Below are 23,759 nucleotides of genomic sequence, written 5' to 3'. Positions count from 1 at the left end.
CGCAGCGTGCGAGGGTGCGCTGCGCAGCGCGCGAGGCGCTGATGTTCCGTGTGCCGCACGTGCCCGGACGGGCAGCGCGACGCGGAACCGATCAGTCGGGGGAGACGTCGGTGGATCCGGCAGGCGCCGGCGGGGCGAGCTCGTCCTCGGGCCCGTCGCGATGCGCCCAGGCACGGTGCGCATCGAGCGGTTCGAGGGCGACGAGCGCCCAGGCGCCGGGACCCGCACCACCGGGTCCCGCGGAAGAAGTCGGCAGGCAGAGTCCTCCCGGAATACCCGAGGGGCCGCCCGCACCTCCGCCCGCGCCGCCGGGCGCGGTGGAGGAAGCAGTGGCCGCCGCGTGCGTCGCGGCGGGGGTGGAGACGGATGCCGCGGCCCAGGCGCCCACGACGCCGGCGGCGTCGGCGGGGTCGGACGGCGCGGTGGAGGCACCCGTGTGTGCGAGAAGCGCGGCGTCGGCCGGGACGGCCGTGTCAGCCGGAGTCTCGGCGTCCCCGTCGGGGAGGCCGTGGAGTGCCGGAAGGCCCGGAAGGCCCGGAATGACGGGCCCCGTGCCGCCGTCGGCGGGCGGGAGGCCGATGGTCTCGCCGGTCTCATCGACGGCGTCCACGACGCCGCCGAGCGTGTCGTCGACGGTGTCGCCCAGGTCGGTCACGGCGTCGTCGAGGCCGATGCCCGACACGATGTCGCCGACGACAGGGACCTGGGTCACGACGTCGACGACCGGCTGCGTGACGCCGCTCACGACCCCGCCCGACACCGCGTCGGAGACGGGCTGCGTGACCGCCGTGACGACGGTGCCGACCGTCTGCACGACCTCGCTCACCGGCTGCTGCACCGGGGCGGGAGCGACCGACACGACCTGGTTCACGACCTCGGTGACCCCGGTGGTGACACCGGAGACCGTGCCGGTCACCGTCGATGCGGTCGTGTCGACCACCGAGGTGACAGCGCCGAGTGCACCCCCGAGCAGTCCGCCGCGGTCGGAGTCGTCGGCGTGCGCCTGCCCCAGCCCGAGGCCGAGGACGAGCGAGACGACGATCCAGGCGAACGCGGTTGCGACCCCGATCAGGGCCAGCCGCACGATCCTCGGCAGCTGCGAGGTTGCGATCTCCACGTTCACCTCCCACGACGAAAGTGCCGCACGTTCCGAACGGATCGTGCGTGAGGGTGCCTGGAGTTGAGAGGTTAGCGCGGGTCTCGCGCCCGTGTCCAGACCCGATGTCTGTCGGCCGCGTCGCGACGCCCGTCTCGGACCGTGTCGGAGGACCTGCGGAATTGTGCACAGGACGCGCTCGGAGATGAAACCTTCAACCCGCACTTCAACCACATCTCTCTCCACAGGCTGTGAAATCTGAAACGCCAGGTCATGCCGCAATTCACGGAGATATCCCCCAGAAGAGCCGGTAGTTCTCCACAGACGTTGTTCACAGCTGCGTCGGCGTTTCTCGCAGGCTTTCCACAAAGTTATCCACAGGCGCTGTTGCGAGTGTCCAGGGCCGTCCATAGCGTGGGGTGCGGCCCACTCGGGGCGCGCGCCTCAGTGCTGGATTCAGCTCTGGACGGCGCGGCAGGTGGCCGGGATCGCACGACGGAACGAAGCGGGGGCGGGATGCCGAGGCATCCGGCTGTTCGGTCATGCACGCGTGTCGCGTGCACCTCGTCGAGGTCGCGGCTCCGGATGTCGGTGCCTGCCCGGACGATGTGAACGAACGATGGGGAGGACACGCAGCCTATGTCGATCGCCGACATCTCCGAAGAGCGCATGGGGGGTCCCCGCGAGGGGGCGCGCAACGACTACGAGCGCACTCCCCCGCACGACCTGCTCGCCGAGCAGAGTGCGCTGGGCGGCATGCTGCTCTCGAAGGATGCGGTCGCCGACGTCATCGAGATGCTGCGCGGCACCGACTTCTACATCCCGAAGCACGAGCTCATCTTCGAGGCGATCCTCACCCTCTACTCGCACGGTGAGCCGACGGACGTCGTCGCCGTCACCGACGAGCTGATCAAGACCGGCGAGCTGCAGCGTGCGGGTGGGGCCGACTACCTGCACACGCTCACGTCGATCGTGCCGACCGCCGCCAACGCCGGCTACTACGCCTCGATCGTCTCGGAGCGGGCGCTGCTGCGCCGCCTCGTCGAGGCGGGCACGCGCATCGTGCAGATGGGCTACTCGGGGCAGGGCGAGGCGCTCGATCTCGTCAACAACGCGCAGGCCGAGATCTACTCCGTCACCGGCGCCGAGCAGGCCGAGGACTACGTGCCGCTGACGATCGCGGTGGATGCCGCGGTGGAAGAGATCGAGGCGGCGCGCGGTCGCGACGGTCAGATGACCGGCATCCCGACCGGGTTCTCGGGTCTCGACTCGCTGACGAACGGGCTGCACCCCGGCCAGATGATCATCATCGCGGCGCGTCCCGCGATGGGAAAGTCGACGCTCGCGCTCGACTTCGCGCGGGCCGCGGCGCTCAAGCACAACATGCCGACGATCTTCTTCTCGCTCGAGATGGGGCGCAGCGAGATCGCGATGCGCCTGCTGAGCGCCGAGGGTGCCATCCCGCTGCAGTCGATGCGCAAGGGCACGCTCGACTCGCGCGACTGGACGACCGTCGCCGCGACGCGCGGCCGCATCAACGACGCACCTCTCTATATCGACGACAGCCCGAACATGACGCTCGTCGAGATCCGCGCCAAGTGCCGCCGGCTCAAGCAGCGTGCGGGCCTCAAGCTCGTCGTGATCGACTACCTCCAGCTCATGACCTCGGGCAAGCGCGTCGAGTCGCGTCAGCAGGAGGTCTCGGAGTTCTCGCGTGCGCTGAAGCTGCTCGCGAAGGAGCTCGGTGTGCCGGTCATAGCGCTGTCGCAGCTGAACCGTGGCGCCGAGCAGCGCGCCGACAAGAAGCCTGCCCTCTCCGACCTCCGTGAGTCGGGCTCGATCGAGCAGGACGCCGACATGGTGGTGCTGCTGCACCGCGAGGCGGCCTACGAGAAGGACTCGCCGCGCGCCGGCGAGGCCGACCTGATCGTGGCCAAGCACCGAAACGGCCCGACCGACACGATCACCGTCGCCTTCCAGGGCCACTTCTCCCGCTTCACCGACATGGCCCCGGGCGACTTCGGGTAGCAGCCCGCGGACGTCTCGAGGAAGCGTCACCGTCAATCCGTCGCGTGCTTTCGGAAGGCTGCGTTCGCTCCGCCAGGTCGGGCCCGCGCGGGCTGCGGGCCCCGGCATCCGTTCCCACGTCCAGCCGGCGCGCTCCGAAGCCCGAGCGTGTGCCGAGACGAGGGTCTGTGCCCACACGAGGGCGTTCTGCGCGGCCGCGCCCGCGGTTGGGCCCTGCCCCGCGTTTCGGCGCGCGCCGGGCGTGCGGGAGTCCGGGGAGCCCGCGCGCCCGGTGCAACCCCGGGCGTCCGCCTACGCGCCGACGAGCAGTGCGGAGACCTGGCCGAGCGCCTCCGGGACGAGCCGGTAGTACGCCCACGTCCCGCGCTTGGAGCGGGTGAGGAAGCCGGCCGCGGTGAGCACCTTCAGGTGGTGCGACACCGTCGGCTGCGACAGGCCCACCGGTTCGATGAGATCGCACACGCACGCTTCCTGTCCCTCGGAGGAGGCCACGATCGACAGCAGCCGCAATCTGGCCGGGTCGGCGAGTGCCTTCAGTGTGACCGCGAGCTGGTCGGCTTCCTGCTGCGAGAGCGGCTCCTTCACCAGCGGCGCGCAGCAGACCTCACCCACCGCGCCGGTGATGTCGGTGACCTCGAGCATCGTGACCATGCATCGACAATAATCGATATTGACACCCGTGGATAGATCCGCCCATACTGAACATCGACAATCGTCGATATCCTCCTGGGAGGTCACCGTGACTCTGCTCGACCTGACGCCACGCGCCGCGACGGGCTCGCGGCTGGCGACGCTGCCGGTCGTGATCATCGGCGCCGGGCCGATCGGGCTGGCGGCCGCTGCGAATCTCGCGGAGCGCGGCATCCGATTCGTCGTCTTGGAAGCCGGTGGCGAAGCGGCATCGGCCGTCCGGCTCTGGGGGCACACCCGGCTTTTCTCGCCGTGGCGGCACCTGATCGACCCCGCTTCGCGCCGGCTGCTGGAGGATGCCGGGTGGACAGCCCCGATCGATGAGGGCCGAGCCCCCACCGGCCGCGAGCTGGTCGACGAGTACCTCGCCCCGCTCGCGGAGCTCGACGACATCCGGCCCCACATCCGCTACGGCGCGCGCGTGCTCGCGGTGGCGCGCGAGGGCATGGACCGCACTCGCACGGCCGGCCGTGACGCCACTCCGTTCCTCGTCCGCATGCTGGCCGGCGAGGGGCAGGTCGAGGAGCTGACCGGACGCGCGGTGATCGACGCGTCGGGCACCTACCGCACGCCCAACCCGCTGGGCTCCTCGGGGCTCGATCCCGTCGGCGCGACCGACGTGGAGGACCTGGTCGTCCACGCGCTCCCGGACGTCCTCGGCGCCGACCGTGCGCGATTCGCGGGCCGGCACACCACCGTCGTCGGCGCCGGGCACTCCGCCGCGAACACCCTCATCGCCCTCGCCGAACTCGTCGAGACCGAGCCGGGCACGCGGGTGACGTGGCTGATCCGCAACGCCTCCGCCGTGCGGGTGTCGTCGTCGGCCGACGACGAGCTGGCCGACCGGGCACGGCTCGGCTCTCGCGTCGACCGGCTCGTCGCCGACGGGGTGGTCGACAAGATCGACTCCTTCGAGATCTCGACGCTCCGCGGCAACGGCGACGGCGTGCGCCTGGCCGGGACCCGGCGCGGCCAGACCGTCACCCATGACGCCGACATCGTCGTGAGCGCTACGGGGTTCCGGCCGGATCTCGGCATGCTGCGGGAGGTGCGGCTGCAGCTGGACGACATCGTCGAGGCCCCGGTGCGGCTGGCTCCGCTGATCGACCCGAACCTCCACTCGTGCGGCACCGTCACCCCGCACGGTTTCGACGAGCTGCGGCATCCCGAATCCGGCTTCTTCCTCGTCGGCATGAAGTCGTACGGCCGGGCGCCCACGTTCCTCCTCGCCACCGGGTACGAACAGGTGCGTTCCGTGGTTGCGTGGCTCGACGGCGACATGCGCGCCGCGACGGAGGTGCAGCTCACCCTCCCCGCGACGGGGGTCTGCTCGACCGGCCTCGGCGAGGGCTCCTGCTGCTCATGACACGGATCCGGGAGATGACCGCGGCGGACTGGCCGCAGGTGGAGGCGATCTTCGCGGCAGGCATCGCCGGCGGCGAGGCCACCTTCGAGACGTCGGTCCCCGGCTGGGAGCAGTTCGACGCCGGCAAGATCCCTGACGCGCGCCTGGTCGCCGTCGACGACGCCGACACCGTCGTCGGCTGGGCCGCGGCATCCCTCGTCTCGACTCGCGCGGTGTACCGCGGGGTCATCGAGCACTCGGTGTACGTCGACCCGGCTCACCACGGCCGGGGCGTCGGGCGGCTCGTGCTCGACGCGTTCATCGAGGCCGCCGAACGGGCAGGCTACTGGACGATCCAGTCGAGCATCTTCCCCGAGAACGCCGCGAGTCTGCGCCTGCACGAACGCGCGGGCTTCCGGGTCGTGGGCCGTCGGGAGCGCATCGCGCGCTCGCAGCTCGGTCCGCACGCCGGCACCTGGCGAGACACCATCCTCCTCGAGCGACGCTCGACCCGAAACGGAAGCGAGACCCGCGCATGAGCACCAAGCCCACCGTCCTCTTCGTCTGCGTGCACAACGCCGGCCGGTCGCAGATGGCCGCCGGGTACCTGCAGGCGCTCGCCGGCGATCGCATCGACGTCCTCTCCGCGGGCTCCGAGCCCAAGGATCAGATCAACCCGGTCGCGGTCGACGCGATGGCCGAGGAGGGCATCGACATCGCGAACAACGTGCCGAAGCTGCTCACCGTGGACGCCGTCAAGGAGTCCGACGTGGTGATCACGATGGGCTGCGGCGACGCCTGCCCGATCTTCCCGGGCAAGCGCTACGAGGACTGGCAGCTCGACGACCCCGCGGGCCAGGCTGCCGACACCGTCCGCCGCATCCGCGACGAGATCCGCGGCCGCGTCGAGACGCTCATCGCCGAGCTCACGCCGACCGCGTGACGGTCGACGCCCCCCTCCTCGCCCGCCAACCGGCATCGCCCCCGACTCGGCGGTGGTCTTCATCGGGGCCCAGATCCTCGGTGCAGCGCTCGCTGTCGTGCTCGCGGTGGTTCTCTTCCCGCCGCGTCGCAGCTGACGCGTCGGCGTCGATCGCACGGCGCCTCGCCTCCCAGGCCGTCCTCTACCGCCGAACCGTCGCGGGCGAAGCGCGCTGACACGTCGGCGCGTCGACGGCGCTCGCTAGGGTGAGCGGATGACGGATGCCGCAGCCGTGCAGTACTGGACGCACGAGGTCGCCGGCTCCACGATCCACTTCGCGTTCGTCGACCACCGCGACTACCGCTTCGACGGCGAACGGTGGAGCCGGTACGACCGGTACAAGTCCGGACCGAGCTGGTGGCGCCTCACCGGGGAGCCCGGCACCTACGTGATCGACGAGGCCGAGCTGCCTCCCGAGATCCCGCGCTGGTCGCCGCCCGCCGGCTGAAGGGCCGCGCCCGGCACCGGTGGCTGCCAGTGCTGCACGGCCGCGGCCTGCCGCGCGAGCGCGGACGGCGGCGTCGCCCGCAGCACCGCATCCCGCAATCCGGATCCGACGGCGCTGCGCGCCTGGGCGACGCGGCCGAGCATGCGGGCCCGCCGGGCGAGGGGCTGGGTGCGGGCGCGGCGCAGGCGGTCGTACTCCGCCAGCGCGTCGTCGATCCCCGCGGTGGGCGCGGTGCCGGCGCGGACGAACGGCGCGAGCAGTGCGGCGAGGGTCGCGGCATCCTCCATCGCCTGTCCGGCGCCCTGGCCGAGATCGGGTGTCATCGCATGCGCGGCGTCGCCGAGCAGCACGCATCGCTCCTGCCGGAACGTCGGCAGCGGGCCGGCGAGATCGTGGATCGGCAGCCGGAACACGCCCTCGGGGTCGGTCGCGTCCAAGAGCTCCGGGATGGGAGCGTGCCAGTGGCCGAACAGTCGCCGCACCTCACCGAACTCGTCGTCGATCGCCGCGCCCTCGGGCATGGTGGCCACGCCGAACCAGTAGACCCTGCCGTCGGCGAGCGGCGCGAGCCCGAATCGCAGGCCGCGGCCCCACGTCTCACCGGCCTCTCCGCGCAGATCGACCGGACGGTCGGTGACACCGCGCCACGTGGAGTAGCCCGAATAGCGGATGCCGCGATCCCCGGGCCACGACCGGCGCACCGCGCTGCGGAGGCCGTCCGCGGCCACCGTGAGGCCGAACTCTCCCGCGGCGGTGCCGGATGCGTCTGCGAACTCCACGCGGCGGCCCCCGTCGGCGACGGCCGTGACGGCCACGCCGAGGCGCAGGGCGCCGGGCGGCAGCAACGCGACCAGCTGCTCGTGCAGGTCGGCGCGGTGGACGATGCGCAGTTCGCCGACGCCCGCTGCGGGGATCGTCGCGAGCCAGGACCCGTCGGGCGTGCGCTGGCCGGCGCGGGACGCCGTCGCGCCGGAGCCCGAGATGGCGCGGACGGCGTCGCCGGCGCCGAGCGCGTCGAGGGCCGCCAGGCCATTGCCGAAGATTGACAGCCCCGAGCCTCTCGGCTTGAGCACCTCGGCCCGCTCGAACACCGTGACGTCGGCGCCGGCGCGTGCGAGTCCGATCGCCGTGCACAGTCCGCCGATACCGGCGCCGATGATCGCTGCCCTCATGTCGTCGTCCTTCCCTTCTCCGGGGCCTCGTGCCGGGGGCCAGGGGAGGCCGCTTCTGCGTGCCGCGCGTCTTCGTCCGGCGCGTGCGCCGAAGATCCGCCCGCGAGCGGGAGGATCACCTCGTCGAGCAGCCGGTCGACGAAGGCCTCGTCCACCGGGTCACCGGTGATCAGGAGGCGGTGCCACAGCACGGCCTGGCCCAGTTCCGACACGATGTCGATCGGCGTCGCGCCGTCGACCTCGCCGCGTTGCGCCGCGCGCGCGAAGATGTCGTGCATCGCGTCGCGTCGCCACGCGATCACGGAGGAGCGGAAGCCCTCGGCGAAATCGGAGTCGTGGGCCATGACGCCGATGATGACTGGATACAGCGCGGCAGCCGGCGTGGCGAAGGAGGCCGACCACTGCGTCAGCACGCTGCGGATGTCTCCCCGCAGAGACCCGGTGTCAGGTGGCGGGATCAGCATCTTCGCCCGGGTGAGGAGAGCGTCGCGAGTGAGTGCGGCGCTGTCGGGCCATCGCCGGTAGAGCACCGGCTTCGACGTGCCGATGCGCTGAGCGACGGCCTCCATCGTGACCGCGGCCGGGCCGCCGGCGATGAGCAGCTCGATCGTCGCCGCATGGGCGGCTGCTTCGACCTGCGCCGCGGAACGACGGCGTTTCGAGGCATCCGGAATCTGCTGCACATAGATACGGTAGCGTATCTCCGTCCGTTCCGGAACCGGCGCCCGGTCAACCGGTCCGGCGTAGGTTGGAAGGCATGGCTCGCATCCTCGCCGTCACCGGCGGCTACGTCGTCCCCGTCAGCTCCGACCCGATCGAGAACGGCACGGTGGTCGTCACCGACGGCGTCATCACCGCCGTCGGCGGGCCCGACACGGCGGTGCCGGACGGCGCCGAGGTGATCGACGCCGGCGGCAGCTGGGTGGTTCCCGGCTTCGTCGAGTCGCATGGGCACCTGGGGGTCCACGAGGACGGCGAGGGCTGGTCGGGCAACGACACGAACGAGATGACCGACCCGAACGGCTCCCGATTCCGCGCGCTGGACGGCATCGACATCGAAGAGGTCGGCTTCCGCGACGCGCTGCGCGGAGGCGTCACGACGGCGGTCATCAAGCCGGGATCGGGCAATCCCATCGGCGGCCGCACGGTCGCGATCAAGACGTGGGGCGGCCGGACCGTCGACGAGCAGATCCTCGCCACCGACGTCTCGGTGAAGTCGGCGCTCGGCGAGAATCCCAAGCGGGTGTACGGCGACAAGAAGCAGACGCCCTCGACGCGCCTGGGCGTCGCGTCGGTGCTGCGCGACGCGTTCGTCGCCGCGCAGAACTATGCCGACAAGCGTGCCGTGGCCTCCGAGAAGGAGGAGCCGTTCGAGCGCGACCTCGGCAAGGAGACCCTCGCCGCCGTCCTCGCGGGCGATCTGCTGTGGGACCAGCACTGCCACCGCCACGACGACATCGCCACCGCCATCCGCCTCGCGGAGGAGTTCGGCTACACGCTGATCGTCAACCACGGCACCGAGGCGCACAAGATCGCCGACGTGCTGGCCGAGAAGCAGATCCCGGTGATCTTCGGACCGCTGCTGACGTCGCGCTCGAAGGTCGAGCTGCGCGACCGCGCCATCGGCAACCTCGCCCTCATCGCCGACGCGGGCGTCAAGGTCGCGATCACGACGGACCACCCCGTCGTGCCTATCGACCAGCTGCGGCTGCAGGCGATCCTCGCCGTGCGCGACGGTCTCTCGGCGCCCGTGGCCCTCGAGGCGCTGACCACGAACCCGGCCGAGATCCTTCGCCTGCACGAGCGCGTGGGCGCTCTCGAGGTCGGTCGCGACGGCGACGTCGTGGTGTGGTCGGGTGACCCACTGGCCGTGGACTCGCGCGTCGAGCGCGTCTTCATCGAGGGCCGCGCCGTGTACGAGCCGGGGACGGATGCCGCGACCCCGCGCGTCGTCGAGCGCTGGGAGCGGTTCGGCCGTACGTCGTGGATGGGATGAGCTGAGCCTCGGGCCTCGGGCCTCGGGCCTCGGGCCCGGGGCGCGGCGGCGCTGTCGGGCCCTACATGTCGCGGGCGTGCTCGACGAAGGCGTCGAGCACGGTGCGGAGCGCGGGAGAATCCTCCTGCGATCGGCGATGCACCGCCAGCACGTCGCGGGTCGATGCGGGGTCGGCGGTCGGGATCGCCACCACGTCGGGGCCGAGGTCGCCGCGGCCGAGGCGAGGTACCAGCGCGACCGCGCGCCCCGCGCGGGCCAGCTCGAGGTGGTTCTGGAACTCCATCGACTCGTGCACGATACGCGGGGCGTTGGGGACGCCGTCGAACAGCCGCCGCAGCCACTGCCGGCAGATCGTGGCCTCGAACGTTGCGACCCAGTGCTCGCCCGCGAGCTCCTCGGGGTGCAGGACGCTCCGGCCGGCGAGCGGGTGATCTCGGTGCAGGATCACGTCGGCCACGTCGGTGAAGAGCGGCGTCGAGACGAGATGGTCGGGCATCGCGAGGGCGACGCCGCCCCAGCGGTGCACGATGCCGAGATCGCGCTGGCCCGAGGCGACAAGGGCGATCGTCTCCCACGGCTCGCTCTCGCGCAGCGGGAGTGACAGATCGGGATGCCGCGCCGCCAGGTCGTCGAGCACCGGAATCACCAGTCCGCGCACCACCGTGGAGAATGCCGCGAGCCGGATCTCGCCCACGACGCGGTCGTCGGCTCCCGCGGCGAGCTGCAGGTCGGCGCGCAGACGCTCGAGATCGGCGAGGATCGGCGTCGAGGCGACGACGAGCCTCGTGCCGGCCTCGGTGAGGATGACGCCGCGCCCGGCGCGTTCGAGGAGGGCGATGCCGGTCTCGCGCTCGAGGCGCTTGACCTGCTGCGAGACGGCCGACGGGGTGTACCCGAGAGCGGTGGCGGCGGCCACGACGCTGCCCTGCGTGGCGACGGCCCGGAGTGACAGCACCGCATCCAGATCGATCATGAAGCAACGCTACATCGATTCATGAGAAAAGCATCGCTGGTGCTTCATCGGTGAACGCGCTGAAGTGGAAGCGTGAACAGACGCGACATGGTGCTGGCTGCGGCGGTGGCATCGTTCTGGGGCTTCAACTTCGTCGTCATCGACTGGGGGATGACTGACGTGCCGCCCCTGCTGTTCGTCGCGATCCGGTTCCTGGTCGTGGCGGCGGCCGTCATCGTGGTTCCGCGCCCGCGCACGTCGTGGCGCACGATCGTCGGTGTCGGGCTGTTCATGAGCCTGGGGCAGTTCGGGCTCCTGTACACGTCGATGGCGCTCGGTCTGCAACCGGGTCTTGCGGCGCTGGTGCTGCAGGCGCAGGCGGTGTTCACGATCCTCATCGCGGCCGCCGTGCTGAGGGAGCGTCCGACGGCTCCGCAGATCGGCGGTGTCGCGCTCGGCGTGGTCGGGCTGGCGATCGTGGCGGCCGGTCGCGGTGGCGATGCGCCTGCGCTCGCTGTGGCGCTCGCGCTCGCCGCGGCGCTCTCGTGGGGCGTCGGCAACGTCATCTCGCGTCGCGCCGGCGCCGTCAGCGGGCCCGGGCGATGGGGTTCGCTCTCGCTCACGGTGTGGTCGGCGCTCGTGGTGCCGGTCCCCGCGCTGATGCTCTCGTTCGTGGTCGAGGGGCCGCAGGCGATCGCGGCCGGGATTGCGGCGTTCGGGTGGGAGTCGGCGCTGTCGACGCTCTACACGGCGGTGCTGTGCACGATCATCGGCTACTCGATCTGGAACGGGCTCCTCGCCCGCAACGCTTCCGCCGCCGTGGTGCCCTGGGTGCTGCTCGCACCCGTCGTGGCGATGGCCTCGGCCGCCCTGCTGCTCGGGCAGATCCCCACCGTCGCCGAGATCGTCGGCGGCGCCCTTCTCGTCGGCGGGGTCTTGATCACGGGGTTGAGGGGAGTACGCCGGAGAGATGGCGCGGCCGTCGACCCCGCCGTCGGTCGAAGCAGTGGAGGTCAGAAGGGTGCGGCGCCCGGGGATCCGGGTGGATCGGCGGGGAAGAGCCAGGGCTCGCGCATCATGCGGCGGTAGCGCTCGGTGGCGTCATCTGCGACGAATCGCACCACCGGCTCCGGCCGGTCGGTGTGCTTGCGGCCGGTGGGGCTCGTCCACACCAGCACGCCCGGCGAGATCTGCTCGACGCTCCACGCCGTCACCCCCTTCAGGGTGTGGTGCCCGCGGCAGAGGTGAGCCAGATTCGCGTGGTGGGTCGGCCCGCCTTCGGAGGCCGGGATGGTGTGGTCGATGTCGCACCGCCAGACCGGGCGGCGGCAGCCGGGGAAACGACAGCGCTCGTCGCGGGCGGCGAGGAAGCGCTGTAGCGCCGGCCCGGGACGGTAGCGGTCGACGGCGATGACGTTGCCGCTCACCGGGGAGGTCATGACGCGCTCCCAGCCTGGGGCGCCCGCAGCGAGGACGGCTGCCGTGTCAGGCGCGATCGGACCGTACCCGGCGAGAAGGACGGGCTCGGTGGAGACGCCGGTCATCGTGAGCACCGGGATCGTGACCTGCACGGTGGCGCGGATCGCGTCGAGGCCACTGCCGGCGACGCAGTCGGTGGGGCCGGCCGTGAGGAGGATGTCGGTGAAGATGTCGACCCGCAGCTGATCCATGGTGCGCTCATCCACCTCGACCGGGCCCTCGGGCCCCGCACCGAAGCCGCCCTCGCCGCCGGGCGCCGCGTCGCCGTCGCCGGCACGCGCGGTGATGACCGAATGAGCCTGCCGGGTGAGACGGTCGGCGATGCCGTGCGCCAGCGTCGCAGGCATGATCGCGTTGAGCGCGGCCATGTCGTCGGGCAGATCGACCACCTCGATGCGGCGCCCGGCGGCGGCCTCTCGTGACGCTCTTCGAGAGTGCGGGCGACGAATCGCTCGGCGAGCACACGCAGCACCGGGGCCAGTCGCCCCGGGGTCAGGTTCTGCGCGCGCTCGAGCGCCAGCGCGACGAACTCGGCCCGGTCCGCGTCGTCATCGATCGGGTCGCCGTGGTCGTGGATCACGGCGAGATGCCGGCGGGAGATCTCTCCTCGCTCGAGCGCCTCGACGCCCGCGGCGAAGCGCAGGCACAGATCGGCTGCCTCGGTCAGCAGCCGGTTGACGGTGAACTCCGACACCCGGCTCGACGTCGCGAGATCCGCCACCAGCGCCCTACGGTCGAGCTCGGCTCGGCGGGTGCGGTCGGGAGAAGCGTGTGGCGGCCGTGCGACGGCGGCCGCGGCATCCGCCAGCAGCCGGATCTCGGCGGCTTCTGCGGCCGACCGGCTCTCTCTGCCTGCCGCGAATGCGTCGACCAGGCGCACCACGCGCAAGAACTCCGGCGCGACGCCGGCGTCGTCGCCGGCATCGGGGGCGGGTGTGGCAGTCATGAGGCTCGCAGTCGGAGGGCGGGGCGAGATTCCGCGCGATGCGCGCTCTGCCTCAGCACCTGCCGACGGCCGTAGCCGCAACCCCTCGAAGCCCCCGAAAGGGCCGACTCTATCCGAATCTATGATCTACAGTGTAGCCGCTGAGTACCCGCGGCGGAGGCACAAGTTTCGAAGTAATAGACGAACGATCACGCCGCCACCCGCGACGCCATGGCGTCAACGAGCACGTCCCACGCCGCATCCAAGTCGGCGCCCGGTGGAAACCGCTGCGCGATCTCGAGTGAGACCAGACCATGTGCCCACGCCCACGCGGATCGCGCCACATCATGGTGGTCGCCGTCCTCGCGGAACAGGTCGAGCAGCGGCGCCATCGCCGCAAGCTCCGACCCCCGCGCGATCCCCGCTCGATCCAGCGGTCGCGCGGTCATGAGGCGGTACATCTGCGGCCGCGCGAGCGCGGTGCGCCGATACGCGCCGGCGAACGCGGCCACCCGCGACCGGGGGGAATCGGATGCCGCAGCCGCGGCATCCGTCATCACCACCGCGAAGTCGGCGAACCCGCGTGAGATCAGCGCGTTGTGGATCTCGGCGAGCCCGGTGAAGTGCTTGTACAGGCTCGGCGGTTTGATCCGAGCCGCGCGCGCGAGGCTGCCGATGCCGAACTCATCGAGCCCTTCGCGCTCGAGGAGTTCAGCGGCAAGGTCGAGGAGCTCCTCCCGGCGCGCGCTCGTCATGCGTGCGCCCGCCGACGGCCGACCGGGCGGATCGAGCCGTCGGAAGCGCGCAGCCCGTAGCCGAACGCGCGGTCGAGAGCGATGTGCAGCAGCCACGCGAGACCGGCCAGGAAGAGCTCGAGCCCGCCCCGAAGGCCCCACCCGAGCGATGGCAGCGGCAGTACGATGCTCGCCGCGATGAGCGCGAGCGGGATCCACGGCGTGTGCAGCAGGTTGTACGCGCGCACGCGCGCCGGTCGCAGCCGGCCGTGCTCGGCGAAGGCGCCGATGAGCGCAAGGTCGGGCATCACCGCGAACGCGATGACGACACCGCCCGCGACCCAGCCGTACTTGACCGACTCGAAGACGGCAAAGGCGAGCAGAGCGACTGCCAGCAGGGCCCACAGTACTCGTGCGGCGTTCATGAGGCTAATGGTATTAGCCGACGGGGGCGAGCCGCAAGGTGCCGTTCATCCGACCCTCGGCGCGCGCCGATCCGCCGGTGCGCCAGGCGATCATTCAGTTGTTTCGCCGAATCGATTCGATACACTGGGCGTCTGCCACTCGGCAGCTCCCGCCGCCGTCGCCGCGGCATCCGTCCTCGTTCCTCTCCTTCTCGCTCGAGAGCCGCCCTCATGACCACCGCCCTGACGACGGGCCGCCCCTGGCGTGTCATCGTCGTGTTCGCCGTTCCCCTGCTCATCGGAAACGTCGTCCAGCAGCTGTATCACTTCGTCGACGCCATCGTCGTCGGCCGGCAGCTCGGCGTCGACGCGCTCGCCGCGGTGGGCGCGACCGGCAGCATGCTCTTCCTGCTGCTGGGCTTCGCGTGGGGTCTGACGTCGGGCTTCGCGATCCCGACCGCGCAGGCCTTCGGCGCCCGTGACCACGCGGCCGTGCGGCGTTCCGTCGCCGCCGGGACGCTCCTCACCGCGCTGTGCACGGTGATCCTCACGGTGGTCGCCCCGCTCCTGTCGGCGCCGCTGCTCGTGCTGCTGCAGACGCCGCCCGAGCTCATGGACGACGCCGTCGTCTTCGCGCAGATCAGCTTCCTCGGCGCCGGCGCGATGATGTTCTTCAACTACCTGTCGGCGATCATCCGGGCCATCGGCGACTCGCGCACGCCGCTCGTGTTCCTCACCATCGCCTGTGCGCTCAACGTGGTGCTGGTGATCCTCATGGTCGGTCCGTGGGGCTGGGGCGTCGCCGGCGCGGCACTTGCCACCGTGGTGTCGCAGGCGATCTCGGTCGTGCTGTGCCTGGAGTTCGTTCGTCGACGGATGCCGGTGCTCCACGTCCGTCGCAGCGACTGGCGCATCAGTCGCGCCGAGCTGGCCGAGCACCTGCGTCTCGGCCTGCCGATGGGCTTCCAGGCGTCGATCATCGCGATCGGGACGCTCGCGGTGCAGGTCGCCCTGAACGAGCTGGGCGCCGAGGCCGTCGCGGCGTACACCGCGGCCTCGCGCGTCGACGGGCTCGCCGTCGCGCTGCTCCAATCGCTGGGGCTCGCGGTGTCGATGTTCGTCGCCCAGAACCACGGCGGCGGCCGGCCCGACCGCATCCGCCGCGGCGTGACGCAGGCGACGTGGATGTCGGCCGCGGCGTCGATCGTGCTCGGCGCGCTGCTCATCGCGTTCGGCGCCGCCGTGGTGCAGCTGTTCGTCGACGAGGCCTCGGGCGAGGTCGTCGGGCTCGCCGCGCAGATGCTCGCCATCAACGGCGCGACGTACTGGATCCTCGGCATCCTGTTCGTGCTCCGCGGCGCGCTGCAAGGACTCGGCCACACCCTCATCCCCACCGTCACGGGCGTGATCGAGCTCGTCATGCGCGTGGGCGCGGCGGTCGTGCTCGGCACCATGTTCGGGTTCATCGGCGTCGCGGCGAGCAACCCGCTGGCCTGGCTCGGCGCGGTCGTCGTGCTCGTTCCGGCCTACGTCGTCGCGCACCGGAAGCTCGCGGCGGCCCCGGTCACGCCGATGGTAGCCACGCCGACCACGCCCATCGCGGTCATCGGCCCGACCGACGGCTCGATGGTCGTCGACGCGATCGTCACGCAGCCGATCGTGCTGCCGGCCGGCGCGCAGACACCGGGCGGCATGCGGCGACCGCGCCGGTTCATCGGCATCCGATCCCGCGCGCGTCGCCGCCAGCGCGGCTGACCCGACCCGCGCGGCGTCGGGCCCGCGCGCGTCGGGCCCCGACGGCGGTGGGGCGCGTGACGGCCGTGGGGCGCGTGACGGCCGTGGGGCGCGCCGCGCCCGTGAGCGGTGCGCGGCGGCCCGTGACGGGTGCGGGGCGCTCGCTGCTCCGCCGAACCCGGGCATTTCGGTCGAACCCTGGGGCGAGGCCCTCGGTCTCGGCCCAAATCCCCTGCCTCGGCGATGGACGCGCGGGCGGCAGGCGCCGCGCCCGCGGGGGCATGCGGAGGGGCCGCGACGGGCATGGGGCGCTCGCAGCGGGCCCGTGACCGATGCGCGGCGCTACCGGCTCCGCCGCACCCGAGCATTTCGGTCGAACCCTGGGGCGAGGCCCTCGGTCTCGGCCCGAATCCCCTGTCTCGGCGATGGACGCCCGGGCGGCAGGCGCCGCGTCCGCGGGGGCATGCGGAGGGGCCGCGACGGGCATGGGGCGCTCGCGGCGGGCCCGTGACCGATGCGCGGCGCTCCCGGCTCCGCCGAACCCGGGCATTTCGGTCGAACCCGGGGGCGAGGCCCTCGGTCTCGGCCCGAAGCCCCTGTCTCGGCGATGAGCGCCCAGGCGGCAGGCGCCGCGTCCGCGGGGGCATGCGGACGGGCCGCGACGGGCATGGGGCGCTCGCGGCAGGCCCGTGACCGATGCGCGGCGCTCCCGGCTCCGCCGACCCCGGGCATTTCGGTCGAACCCGGGGGCGAGGCCCTCGGTCTCGGCCCGAATCCCCTGTCTCGGCGATGAGCGCGCGGGCGGCAGGCGCCGCGTCCGCGGGGGCATGCGGAGGGGCCGCGACGGGCATGGGGCGCTCGCGGCGGGCCCGTGACCGATGCGCGGCGCTCCCGGCTCCGCCGAACCCGGGCATTTCGGTCGAACACGGGGGCGATGCCCTCGGTCTCGGCGCGAATCCCCTGTCTCGGCGCGACCTCGCGGGGCCGGAGCAAGCAGACGGCCGTCGGCGGACGAGACGGGAGAGGGACGGATGCCGCGGCCCGCGCACGACGCGGGTGGCGGCATCCGTCCCCCTCGTTGTCCGGTGAGACGACAGTCGGCGGACGAGACGCTGGGTGATGCCCGGGGTCTCGTCCGCGCCCCGTCGTCTCAGGGACGACGGGGCGAGGCGTCAGGAGCCGAGGCGGGCGATGGGCGGCGGTGCGTACGTGCCGTCGAGCACGGCGTCGCCCGGCATGTACATGCGCAGGATCGGGCGGAACGCGCCCTCGGGTGCCGGCAGCCAGTTGGCGGCGGCGTCCGGGTCGGACGGCCGGGTGCGGCAGATGCGCATCGTGAGGCCGCCGTCGGCGTCGGTCACGATCCCCGGGGTGCGGTCGCCCACCGAGTAGCGGTCGATCTCGTTGGCCACGAGGTAGAACTCGGGGAGCGAGTACATCGTGACCGACCAGAACGCGCCGACCGGTGGCGGCGGCGAGAGCCGCAGCTCGTAATCGTGCTCGCCCGTCAGCGGCTGCCCGTCGGCGTCGGTGAACGTCATGACGTAGGCGGCCTCGTAACCGTGGTTGCCCCACAGCCCGGCCTTCGCGGCGACGGCCCGCTCGACGATGCGCACCTTCGGGTCGGTCGTCTTCCACGCGGGGTCGTCCTTCGCGCCGACCTCGAAGAAGTCCAGGTTGTAGTCGAAGACGTGGAGCGTGACCGACCAGGCTCCGGGCGCGCCGCCCTCAGCCGCCGCGGCCATCGCTTTCGCCAGCACAGCGGGGCCCGCCTGGGCGCCGGCGCGCAGCGCCGCCTGCTGCTCGGCAGACCCGGCGCCGACGGGCGCATCGCCCGTCAGGTCGAGCGGCGCGAACGAGGCCTGCAGCCCCTCGTCGCGCGGTGCCGGCGGGAACGCCTGCGACCACACGCGGTACTTCTCCCAGAAGTCGAGCGCGTCGTCGCCCTGCGATCCCACCGCGGGGACCCCGGCGGCGACCGCGTCGGCATCGAGCGGGGCGAGCACCAGCGCGTCCTGCAGAGCGTGCACCGCGGGCAGGTCGTCGGCCCCCGCGCACGACCAGCGGCCGACGATCGAGGCGACGCGCGTGGGCACCCGGACGACGGTGAGGCCCCCGGCATCCCCCTCCCATGCCGGCGGGACGAGCAGGAACTCGCCGGCGTCGTTGCCCGTGCCCCGGGTGCCGATGTAGGCGAAGTTGTTCGTCCACGCGTCGACGAACTGCAGCACATAGTACCGGTCGGACGCCGGCACCGAGAGCCGCACCGGGCCGACGCCGAGGTCGAGCTGCGCCATCGAGTACACGGTGTCGTTGTTGATCGACACGAAGGTGTCGGCGGCGGTCGCCAGTGTGCGCGCATGCGAGAACGAGTTGAACGGCGCCTGCGGGTTGCCGCCGACGCCGGTGGTGGCGTAGCGGACCACCTGTTCGAGGTTGAAGACGAGCGGGAAGCCGTAGACGTAGGCCTCGGTGGCGAGGGTGTCGAGGTCGGTCATGTCAGCTCTCCTTCACGAGCTCGGGAAGTGTCCAGGTCTTGTCGAACCACGGCTCGAGCGGGCCGTACAGCCGGACCATCGGGAACCACGACTTGCCCGGGATCGTGGGGATCCAGTTCGACTCCTTGCCCTCGGGCGCGGTGGGCGAGAACCACAGCACGTACGAGCCGTCGTCCTCCGCCTGCACGGTGCCCGACAGGCTGGCGAGGGCGGGGTACGCGGTGGACTGCAGCAGCGACCGCGTCTGCGTGTCGTAGAGGTCGACCGCCCAGAAGTTCTTCGCCGGCGGGTCGGCGGGGATCCGCAGCGAGTAGGTCGCCGAGCCGTCGAGCACCTGACCGTCGGCGTCCTCGGCGGTGTACGCGTAGGCCGAGCCGGCGCCGACCTGCGCGTGCGCCATCGCGGGGGTGATCACCGTGGCGAAGTAGTGGAACTGCGTGCGGGCGTCGAGGTTGCGGGCGCCGTTGCGCAGGAACTCGTAGCTGCCGCCGACGAACGCGTTCTTCCACGACGAGCCCTCCCAGAAGTAGGCCCCGGGGTCGCGCGGCGCGAACACCAGCGCCCGCGACATCGCAGCGCCTGTGCGAGCGGCCTCGTCCAGGAGGGCGCGACGGTGCTCGTCGGGTTCGAAGGGCCCGCCGTGCGCGATGCCGATCGCGGCGAGCGTGCCGGCTCGCTCGGGATCGAGGGCGGTGACCGGCTCTTCCGCGACGAGCTGCGCGACCTCTTCGAAGAAGGAGAAGTCGTTGGCGTGCACCGTGTTCTGCAGCACCGCCGCGATGTTGATGAAGGTGTTCTCCCTCGGCGCGTCGGCCTCGGCCAGCGGGTAGATGCGCGTCTGCTTCATCGCCGGCACGCCGCCGAGCGCCCGGAGCACCACCCAGTTCGCGTACGTCGGCGACTCGTACGTGAAGTACCCGCCGGGGCGCTCGCCGTCGTACCCCGGCGGCAGGAACAGGTACTTCCCGCCCGCACCCTTGTCGGGCCCGGCGATGCCCATGTCGGCCACGTAGCGGAACCAGAAGTCGTCGACGACGCACAGCGACTGCGGCGGCGCCTCGATGACGGTCGGGCCCCACGCCTTCAGGTCGAGGAACGTCGTGCCGTACGTCGTCTCGGTGTTGGGCGTGAGGAACATGCTGCCCGAGTTCGCGCGCGGGTCGGTGAAGCCGATCTTGTCGGGTGCGTCGACGCCGGCCGACCGCAGGCCGCGGCGCATCGCGACGAGCGAGGCCCCCGGCACCGCGGTGAGGAACGCGTCGATGCCGCGCAGCAGGTCGAGCGCGTCGTAGATCGACGGCACCGACTCGGCCTTCGGCACGCCGTCGAAGAACTCGAAGTCGCCGAACGGCGTCTTCAGCAGGTCGGGCGTCGCGAGGTGAGTGACCTCCTCCGCGAGCTGCTCGGTCGTCAGTCCCGCCCCGGGGGCGCCGTCGATGGCCATACTCGTCCCTTCGTCGAAAGCGCCGCCCCCCGGCGGCACCCGTCCTCCGCATTGTGTCAGGCGCCGGTGATGCGCTGAAACGCGCGAAATGCGTGATTCCGGCACGCGTCGGCGCGGAAGGCAGGCCGGTCAGGCGGCGCCGCCGAGCCTCCGGCCCCGGAGAACGCGGGGGGACGGATGCCGCGGGCCGCGGCATCCCTCGCCTCCCGGGCGGTGCCGACCAGCCAGACCGCGCGGCGATCGTCCGCCGCTGCCTGCTCCCAGACCGCCAAAGCGCCGTCGCCGATGNCCGCGGGCCGCGGCATCCGTCCCCCCGAGGGTGTGCGCTCAGCCCTCCGCCGTCACGGCGTCGACCGTCACGGTGTCGATCGTCACCGCGGCGATGTCGGGGTGGTCGCTGAAGACGCCGTCCATGCCCGCGGCGATGAAGACGCGCAGCTCGCCGTCCAGGTCGCCGTGGGCGCTCGGGTCGGCGCTGGAGCGGAACTCCACCGGCAGGAACTGATTCTCGGCCCGGAACGTCCAGCCGTGCACGGTCAGCCCCGCCGCGTGCGCGTCGGCGATGACCGGCGTGGGCGTGCCGAGGCGGCCGTCGGCGGTGCGCGGGATCATGACGGACTTCTCGAGTCCGACGCCATCGGCGTAGGTCGCGATCTCGGCGAGGCCGGCGGGCATCACGAGATCCTGGTAGGTGCGCGTGTCGCCGGTGAGCGCGAAGTCGTACGGGCGGCCGGAGCTGCTGACCAGCTGTGCGAGCGTGACGTCGGTGAGGCCGTCGAGGTCGCGCAGGTTCGCGGTCTCGAAGCTCTGCACGATCACGGGCGCGTCAGCGCGGTCGAGTCCGTTGGCCCGCAGGGCCGCCACGAGCCGCTCTTCGAGCGACAGCCCGATCGCGTCGAAGTACGACGGGTGCTTCGTCTCGGGGTACACGCCGACCGGCCGGCCGTCGCAGCTCACCGAGTGACGGGCGAGATCCATCACCTCGTCGAGCGTCGGGATCACGTAGAGCCCGTCGAACGCGGTGTTCGCCGGACGCGTCTGCGGCAGCCGCTCCTTCGCGCGGAGGGTGCGCAGCTCGGCGAACGTGAAGTCCTCGGTGAACCAGCCGGTGATCGAGACGCCGTCGATGACCTTCGTCGTTCTGCGCGCGGCGAACTCCGGGCGCGCTGCGACGTCGGTGGTGCCGCCGATCTCGTTCTCGTGGCGGGCGACGAGCACGCCGTCCTTGGTCGAGACGACGTCGGGCTCGATGTAGTCGGCGCACTGCAGGATCGCCGTCTCGTACGCCGCGAGCGTGTGCTCGGGGCGCGAGCCGCTGGCGCCGCGGTGGCCGATGAGGCTCACGGTCGACGGCTCGATCTTGGTCTTGTCGAGGTCGACGATCGCGAACTCGGTGTCGTCGGGGGTGCCCGGGATGCGCGCGTCGTTGCCGGGGTAGTTGTTGTCGTTGCCGATGAGGAGGCTGCCGTCCTTCAGCTGAACGACGGTCTCGAACGACTGCACGGGGAGCGAGAAGATCTCGCCGGTGCCGTAGCCGTCGCCCGCGCCGATCCCGTGCGGGTTGGCGATGCGCAGCGCATCGAGCACGAGGGTCTTCTCGAGGTAGCCCTCGGCGTCGGTGCGGCGCAGGTCCACCTCGTAGACGCGCTTGGTGACCGCCTGCTCGCCCTCGAAGTCGTCGCGCTCGATGAGGATCAGCACGTCGCCCCGGACGGTGAACGCGTCGCCGATGACGTTCGGCTCCTGGTCGGTCTGGTAGCTCCACGTGCGACCGGTGTACTGCCCGGCGCGCGTGTCGAACTCGAGGATCTCGCGCCGGCGCAGATCGGCGTCGCCGGCGTAGGAGCCCTCGACGACCGGGTAGAGGTAGCGGCCGTTCTTCGACGCGGCCAGCGCCTCGAAGCCGCGGCTCGCGCGCACGCGCGGCGTCTCGCCCGGCTGCAGGTACGGGTTCTGCGGCGACTTGGCGCCGTCGAGCGCGTACGGCTTCTCGAGGAGCGTGCCGTCGGCGTCGAAGTGGAGCAGGAACGGCCCGAACTCCTCGCCGACCCAGAACGTGCCGTCCTTGGCCCGGACGACCGACTCGATGTCGAAGTCCGCACCGGTGAGCAGCCGGTCGGCGGTGCCGTCGTTCACGATGGGGAAGTCCAGCACGCCGTTGCGATCGTTGTAGGAGATGAACCGCTCGATCTGGATCTCGCCCGCACCGCCGTCGGCCGTCTGCCACGCCGGTCGCACGAGGTAGTTGCGAAGCAGGAAGTCGGCCGAGTTGCCCTTGCTGCCGAAGCCGTTGTCGGGCTGCGCCCAGAACGTGCCGTCGCCGTTGTCGATCATGGCCGAGAAGCCGGGGATGACCTGGCCGTCCCAGGGGCCCGTGCGGCCGTTGCCCGGGCTCGCGAGCGCGCCGGAGGCGGGTCCCGGCTCGAGGTGGTCGGCCGACAACGTCGCACGGGCGACGAGGGTCGGCACGTGGGTCTGCACGAACGGCGAGTTCGACGCCGCGGGGGCGGCGCCGACCGGGCGGGCGGAGGCGGCGGTGGCGGGGAGGAGCGCCACGGCGGTGGCGGCCGCGACTGCGGCGGCGATGAGGCGCGGCAGGACGCGTCGTGTGGGGATTCGACTCATGCGCCGACGCAATCGCGCGGGCACGGCCGTGCCTTGACGAGGCGGCGACCGCGACGCGGCGCGCCGGTGAACGCGGGGCGAGCAGTGCGTGAGAAGACGTTAACGTGCGACCCGGTCGTCGGTGCCCGCGACCGGGGGCCGCGGCATCCGCTCGCTCGAAGGCTCGCCTTGACCCTCACACTGTGTCATCGTCGAGCGTGGTCTCCACCATGTACACCATCGGACAGTTCGCCGCACTCGGGCGGGTGAGCGTGCGGATGCTGCGGCACTACGACGCCATCGGCCTGCTCGTGCCGGCCGACGTCGACGACCGCACCGGCTATCGCCGCTACGCGCCGCAGCAGCTGTCGCCGCTGCTGCGGATCGCGCAGCTGCGAGACGTCGGGTGCGGTCTCGAGGACGCGGCGGAGGTGCTGCGCTCGCCGGACGAGAGTGCGGCGCTGCGGCGCGTGCTCGAGCGCCGGCGTCTCGACCTCGTCGCGTCGGTCGCCGCCGAGACGGCTCGCCTCGCGCGCGTCGACGAACAGCTCCGATACCTCGATGAAGGAGAACGCCAGATGACCGAGATCGCCTACCGACGCCTCGAGCCCGTGACCGTGTACGCCGCATCGGGGGTGGTCCCGGGCGGCGAGAACGTGCCCGCGACCATCGACCGCATCCTCCCCCCGCTCTACGACGCCCTCGAGGCGGCGGGCGTGGACTACCGAGAGCCCGGCGTCTTCTGGTACGAGCCGGTCGAGGGCACCGACGACCTGCGGGCCTGGGTGTCGTGGATCGCCGGCGACGACCCCGTGCCGGGCGACGGCTGGGAGATCGTGCAGCTGCCGGCGGTCGAGCGGGCCGCCGTCACGCAGTACCACGGCGAGATGGCGGGCATCGGAGACGCCTGGCACCGGTTCATGCAGGCCGCGCTCGCCGACGGCGCGACCTTCGACGGCGCGTGCCGCGAGGTCTACCTCCAGGCCGAAGGCCCGCAGTCGGAGTGGATCACGGAGCTGCAGCAGCCCCTCGCCTGACGCCCACGACGACGAGATGACGGATGCCGCGGCCCGCGGCATCCGTCATCGTCTTTGCGCGTCCCGCCCGGTACCGCCGTCGAGATCGCACCATCTCGGCGAGCCACCACGACGTCGGCGCCGGGAACGTGGCGGTTCGGCGACATGGCACCATCTCGACGCGGGCGGGAGGGCTCGCGACCTCAAGACGT

General features: G+C 71.9%; 21 protein-coding genes. 10 read left to right on the top strand and 11 right to left on the bottom strand.

Annotated elements, in window-relative coordinates; all coding sequences use genetic code 11:
• Nucleotides 1-91: 91 nt before the first annotated feature.
• A complete protein-coding gene (locus R8Z57_RS15800) occupies nt 92-1,117 on the bottom strand; it encodes a hypothetical protein (RefSeq protein WP_318354735.1) in 1,026 nt (341 codons plus the stop codon).
• A 618-nt stretch (nt 1,118-1,735) separates the two neighbouring features.
• Between R8Z57_RS15800 and dnaB the strand changes: the two genes are divergently transcribed.
• Nucleotides 1,736-3,124 carry a replicative DNA helicase gene (gene dnaB / locus R8Z57_RS15795; RefSeq protein ID WP_378723727.1) on the top strand — a complete coding sequence of 463 codons (1,389 nt, stop codon included), beginning with the start codon at nt 1,736-1,738 and terminating at the stop codon, nt 3,122-3,124.
• Nucleotides 3,125-3,415: 291 nt separating this feature from the next.
• Here the strand turns inward: dnaB and R8Z57_RS15790 are convergent, their stop codons facing one another.
• Nucleotides 3,416-3,775, bottom strand: a complete 360-nt coding sequence (locus R8Z57_RS15790) for a metalloregulator ArsR/SmtB family transcription factor (RefSeq protein WP_318354734.1) — start codon at nt 3,773-3,775, stop codon at nt 3,416-3,418.
• Between the two features lie 88 nt (nt 3,776-3,863).
• Between R8Z57_RS15790 and R8Z57_RS15785 the strand changes: the two genes are divergently transcribed.
• The 4 genes from R8Z57_RS15785 (at nt 3,864) to R8Z57_RS15770 (ending at nt 6,589) form a co-directional block, all read left to right on the top strand.
• Entirely contained in the window at nt 3,864-5,180 is a 1,317-nt protein-coding gene (locus tag R8Z57_RS15785) for an NAD(P)-binding domain-containing protein (RefSeq protein ID WP_318354733.1), read from the top strand.
• A 14-nt stretch (nt 5,181-5,194) separates the two neighbouring features.
• Nucleotides 5,195-5,698, top strand: coding sequence for a GNAT family N-acetyltransferase (locus R8Z57_RS15780; protein ID WP_318354732.1), 504 nt, complete (start codon nt 5,195-5,197; stop codon nt 5,696-5,698).
• Nucleotides 5,695-6,102, top strand: coding sequence for an arsenate reductase ArsC (locus R8Z57_RS15775; protein WP_318354731.1), 408 nt, complete (start codon nt 5,695-5,697; stop codon nt 6,100-6,102). Before R8Z57_RS15780 ends, R8Z57_RS15775 begins: the two co-directional genes overlap by 4 nt.
• A 253-nt stretch (nt 6,103-6,355) precedes the next feature.
• Nucleotides 6,356-6,589 carry a hypothetical protein gene (locus R8Z57_RS15770; protein WP_318354730.1) on the top strand — a complete coding sequence of 78 codons (234 nt, stop codon included), beginning with the start codon at nt 6,356-6,358 and terminating at the stop codon, nt 6,587-6,589.
• Here the strand turns inward: R8Z57_RS15770 and R8Z57_RS15765 are convergent.
• Together R8Z57_RS15765 and R8Z57_RS15760 are read right to left on the bottom strand one after the other, a co-directional pair.
• Entirely contained in the window at nt 6,526-7,761 is a 1,236-nt protein-coding gene (locus R8Z57_RS15765; protein WP_318354729.1) for an FAD-dependent monooxygenase, read from the bottom strand. The genes R8Z57_RS15770 and R8Z57_RS15765 overlap by 64 nt on opposite strands.
• Nucleotides 7,758-8,444 carry a TetR/AcrR family transcriptional regulator gene (locus R8Z57_RS15760; RefSeq protein ID WP_318354728.1) on the bottom strand — a complete coding sequence of 229 codons (687 nt, stop codon included), beginning with the start codon at nt 8,442-8,444 and terminating at the stop codon, nt 7,758-7,760. The genes R8Z57_RS15765 and R8Z57_RS15760 overlap by 4 nt, the downstream gene beginning before the upstream one ends.
• A 74-nt stretch (nt 8,445-8,518) precedes the next feature.
• On the opposite strand from R8Z57_RS15760, the gene R8Z57_RS15755 reads away from it, so the two are divergent.
• Complete coding sequence (locus R8Z57_RS15755; protein ID WP_318354727.1) at nt 8,519-9,757, top strand: amidohydrolase; 1,239 nt, start codon at nt 8,519-8,521, stop codon at nt 9,755-9,757.
• Between the two features lie 61 nt (nt 9,758-9,818).
• Here the strand turns inward: R8Z57_RS15755 and R8Z57_RS15750 are convergent, their stop codons facing one another.
• Nucleotides 9,819-10,730 carry a LysR family transcriptional regulator gene (locus R8Z57_RS15750; RefSeq protein WP_318354726.1) on the bottom strand — a complete coding sequence of 304 codons (912 nt, stop codon included), beginning with the start codon at nt 10,728-10,730 and terminating at the stop codon, nt 9,819-9,821.
• 72 nt (nt 10,731-10,802) lie between these two features.
• Between R8Z57_RS15750 and R8Z57_RS15745 the strand changes: the two genes are divergently transcribed.
• Nucleotides 10,803-11,798 (top strand): EamA family transporter, encoded by a 996-nt coding sequence (locus tag R8Z57_RS15745; protein ID WP_318354725.1) that lies wholly within the window; start codon nt 10,803-10,805, stop codon nt 11,796-11,798.
• On the opposite strand, the gene R8Z57_RS17445 is transcribed toward R8Z57_RS15745, so the two are convergent.
• Nucleotides 11,723-12,577, bottom strand: coding sequence for an HNH endonuclease (locus R8Z57_RS17445; protein WP_378723654.1), 855 nt, complete (start codon nt 12,575-12,577; stop codon nt 11,723-11,725). The genes R8Z57_RS15745 and R8Z57_RS17445 overlap by 76 nt on opposite strands.
• Nucleotides 12,578-12,606: 29 nt before the next feature.
• Here R8Z57_RS17445 and R8Z57_RS17440 point away from each other — a divergent pair, with 29 nt between their 5' ends.
• Nucleotides 12,607-13,209 carry a hypothetical protein gene (locus R8Z57_RS17440; protein WP_378723651.1) on the top strand — a complete coding sequence of 201 codons (603 nt, stop codon included), beginning with the start codon at nt 12,607-12,609 and terminating at the stop codon, nt 13,207-13,209.
• A gap of 113 nt (nt 13,210-13,322) precedes the next feature.
• On the opposite strand, the gene R8Z57_RS15735 is transcribed toward R8Z57_RS17440, so the two are convergent.
• Together R8Z57_RS15735 and R8Z57_RS15730 are read right to left on the bottom strand one after the other, a co-directional pair.
• Nucleotides 13,323-13,868, bottom strand: coding sequence for a TetR-like C-terminal domain-containing protein (locus R8Z57_RS15735; RefSeq protein WP_318354724.1), 546 nt, complete (start codon nt 13,866-13,868; stop codon nt 13,323-13,325).
• The gene (locus tag R8Z57_RS15730) at nt 13,865-14,272 is read right to left on the bottom strand and encodes a DUF4260 family protein (protein WP_318354723.1); all 408 of its coding nucleotides are present in this window, start codon (nt 14,270-14,272) and stop codon (nt 13,865-13,867) included. Before R8Z57_RS15730 ends, R8Z57_RS15735 begins: the two co-directional genes overlap by 4 nt.
• 210 nt (nt 14,273-14,482) lie before the next feature.
• Here R8Z57_RS15730 and R8Z57_RS15725 point away from each other — a divergent pair, with 210 nt between their 5' ends.
• Nucleotides 14,483-16,006, top strand: a complete 1,524-nt coding sequence (locus tag R8Z57_RS15725) for an MATE family efflux transporter (protein WP_318354722.1) — start codon at nt 14,483-14,485, stop codon at nt 16,004-16,006.
• Between the two features lie 1,151 nt (nt 16,007-17,157).
• Here the strand turns inward: R8Z57_RS15725 and R8Z57_RS15720 are convergent.
• The 3 genes from R8Z57_RS15720 to R8Z57_RS15710 all read right to left on the bottom strand — a co-directional run bounded on the left by R8Z57_RS15720 (nt 17,158) and on the right by R8Z57_RS15710 (nt 22,552).
• Nucleotides 17,158-18,483, bottom strand: a complete 1,326-nt coding sequence (locus R8Z57_RS15720) for a DUF1254 domain-containing protein (protein WP_318354721.1) — start codon at nt 18,481-18,483, stop codon at nt 17,158-17,160.
• A 1-nt stretch (nt 18,484) separates the two neighbouring features.
• Nucleotides 18,485-19,927: a DUF1254 domain-containing protein gene (locus R8Z57_RS15715; protein ID WP_318354720.1), complete on the bottom strand. Its 1,443-nt coding sequence runs from the start codon at nt 19,925-19,927 to the stop codon at nt 18,485-18,487.
• 327 nt (nt 19,928-20,254) lie between these two features.
• Complete coding sequence (locus R8Z57_RS15710; protein WP_318354719.1) at nt 20,255-22,552, bottom strand: esterase-like activity of phytase family protein; 2,298 nt, start codon at nt 22,550-22,552, stop codon at nt 20,255-20,257.
• A gap of 182 nt (nt 22,553-22,734) precedes the next feature.
• On the opposite strand from R8Z57_RS15710, the gene R8Z57_RS15705 reads away from it, so the two are divergent.
• On the top strand, nt 22,735-23,568 hold the full coding sequence (locus R8Z57_RS15705; protein ID WP_318354718.1) for a MerR family transcriptional regulator: 834 nt from the start codon (nt 22,735-22,737) through the stop codon (nt 23,566-23,568).
• The last annotated feature ends 191 nt before the right edge of the window (nt 23,569-23,759 follow it).

Origin of the sequence: Microbacterium sp. M3 (assembly GCF_033548675.1) — a bacterium.
GTDB lineage: Bacteria > Actinomycetota > Actinomycetes > Actinomycetales > Microbacteriaceae > Microbacterium > Microbacterium arthrosphaerae.
Note: the sequence above shows the minus strand (reverse complement) of the source record. Positions and strands in the feature narration are given on the sequence as shown.